2 protein-coding genes are annotated in these 2,258 nt (G+C 65.7%); one reads left to right on the top strand and one right to left on the bottom strand.

Annotated features, from left to right (window positions below):
* Positions 1-522 (bottom strand): 4-vinyl reductase (locus ACE3UY_RS18370; RefSeq protein WP_374688935.1); only part of this gene is annotated, 522 nt, incomplete at its 3' end.
* A 178-nt stretch (positions 523-700) separates the two neighbouring features.
* On the opposite strand from ACE3UY_RS18370, the gene ACE3UY_RS18365 reads away from it, so the two are divergent.
* A complete protein-coding gene (locus ACE3UY_RS18365) occupies positions 701-2,032 on the top strand; it encodes a glycoside hydrolase family 1 protein (RefSeq protein WP_374688934.1) in 1,332 nt (443 codons plus the stop codon).
* Positions 2,033-2,258 lie beyond the last annotated feature (226 nt).

The raw sequence follows: 2,258 nt of genomic DNA, 5'->3' as shown, positions 1-2,258 counted from the left end.
GTGTAGCAGCCCCACCGTCACGTGGCAGAGCGGCTGCCGGGCAGTCTGGCCCCAGCAGTGGGGGCAGCGCTCGACGGTGTACTCGAAGTGTGTCCCCCGATCCACGACGCGGCAGCCCTGGTCGCTGTGCTGCGTCATCAGCCGGGCCAGCGCCGGCACGCCGATCTTCAGCCGCGTGCCCACCGGCAGCAGGCGAAAGGCCAGCTCGTTGAAGCCGGTCGGCAGGTCGAAGCCGTTGATGAGCGGTGCGTACATGGCCCGTCCGGTGCGCAGGGCCAGCCCCCGCGCGCCGCGCGGCCCGTAGACCATCTCCAGGGCCTGGCTCAGGTTCGACGCCTGGGCCAGGTCGAAGCCCAGCGCCTCGTCGTCGGGCGGCGGCGACTCGATGTAGCGCCCGCCGCCGGTCAGGTTCAGCAGCGCGTTCAACCCATTGCGGCCGATCGTCTCCTCCATCGCCCTCAGCAGGATGCGGCCGAGCCGGTTGGATAGGTAGTAGCCGCTGGGGGGAACCAGGTTTCTCACAGATCGCTCCTCAAGACTGGACAAGTATAGACCGAAGAGAGGCTCACGCAAAGATAGGGGCTAGGGGCTAGGTTCCAGGGGCTAGGGAAGAGCGCTCTTCCCCTAGCCCCTGGAACCTGGCCCCTTTCTTTTCGTGAGCCTCTTGTCCGTTATAATACCCCCCATGGCGCACGCAACGATGACTTTTCCTCCCGACTTCCTGTGGGGCACGGCGACCTCGGCTTATCAGGTAGAGGGCGGCAACGCCAACAGCGACTGGTGGGCCTGGGAAGAGGCGGGCCACACCCTGAACGGCGACCGCTCCCGCGCCGCCTGCGACTGGTGGGCCAACGCCGAGCGCGACCTCGACCTGGCCGCCGAATTGGGCACGAACGCCCACCGCCTGTCGCTGGAGTGGAGCCGCATCGAGCCGGAGCCGAGCGTCTTCGACCCGGAGGCCCTCGCCCGCTACCGGGCCATCCTGGAGGGCTGCCACGCCCGCGGCCTGGAGCCGATGGTGACGCTCCACCACTTCAGCAACCCGCTCTGGCTGGCCGAGAAGGGGGACTTCAACAGCGACGTGGTGGTGGACTACTTCCGGCGCTACACGGCCAAGGTCGTCGGCGAGCTGGGCGACCTCATCCCCACGTGGGTTCCCATCAACGAGCCGGTCACCTACAGCGTCATGCGCTACCTGATCGGCGCGTTCCCCCATCAGCGCCACACCGGCCTGGGGGCGCTGATGGAGGGGCTGCACAACCTGCTGCGCTGCCACGCCGCCGCCTACCACACCATCAAGGCCGCCTACCCCGCCGCGCAGGTGGGCACGGCCGACAACCTGCAAATCTTTGAGGCGCGGCCCGACGGCACGGCCCTCGACCGCTGGTGGGCAGGGCGCGTGTCGCGCTTCTACAACGACGCCTGGCCCGACGCGCTGCACACCGGCCGCTTCCACGGTCTGGCGGGCAGCCGGCGCATGAAGGACATCGCCGGGACGTTCGACTTCAACGGCATCAACTACTACACCCGCTTCTACGTCCGCTTCCCGCCGCGCGCCGGCTTCGTGGAGCGCGAGTGGGGGCCGGAGGCGCTGGTCAGCGACGGCGACTACGGCGAGGTCTACCCCTACGGCCTCTACCGGGTCATCGACCGCGTCTGGAAGCGCTACGGCAAGCCGATCTACATCACCGAGAACGGCGTGCCCGACGCCGCCGACCGGCTGCGGCCCGGCTTCCTCCTGGATCACCTGCGCCAGGTGTGGCAGGCCATCAGCTTCTGCTACCCGATCATGGGCTACTACCATTGGTCGCTGCTGGACAATTTCGAGTGGGAGCGGGGCTGGTCGCAGCGCTTCGGGCTGATCGCGCTGGACCCGGAGACGCAGGAGCGGACGTGGCGGCCGAGCGCCCACCTGTACCGCGAGATTTGCCGCAGCTACACCCTCACCGACGACATGGCCGCCCGCTACGCGCCGGAGATGCTACCCATCATGTGGCCTGGCGCAGAGCCAGGGCTCAGTTCAGAACCTTAAGAAGAAATCATCCGCAGATTAGGCAGATTGGGCAGATTGTTTAGAACAAATCGACATAAGCGAAATCTCTGGACGAATTCTTAGAAATGTGCCTGATCTGCCAAATCTGCGGATTATTCCTCCGCAGATTAGGCAGATTGGGCAGATTGTTTAGAACAAATCGACATAGGCGAAATTCTCTGGACGAATTCTTAGAAATCTGCCTGATCTGCCAAATCTGCGGATT

Source organism: Promineifilum sp. (SeqCode) (genome assembly GCF_041918635.1).
Taxonomy (GTDB): Bacteria; Chloroflexota; Anaerolineae; order Promineifilales; family Promineifilaceae; genus Promineifilum.
The sequence above is the reverse complement of the archived record's forward strand: the minus strand, read 5'-3'. Positions and strand labels throughout refer to the sequence as shown.

What these genes read in the sequence shown, in the direction of transcription:
- ACE3UY_RS18365 (WP_374688934.1), top strand. Translation starts at nt 701, where the DNA reads ATGACTTTTCCTCCCGACTTCCTGTGGGGCACGGCGACCTCGGCTTAT.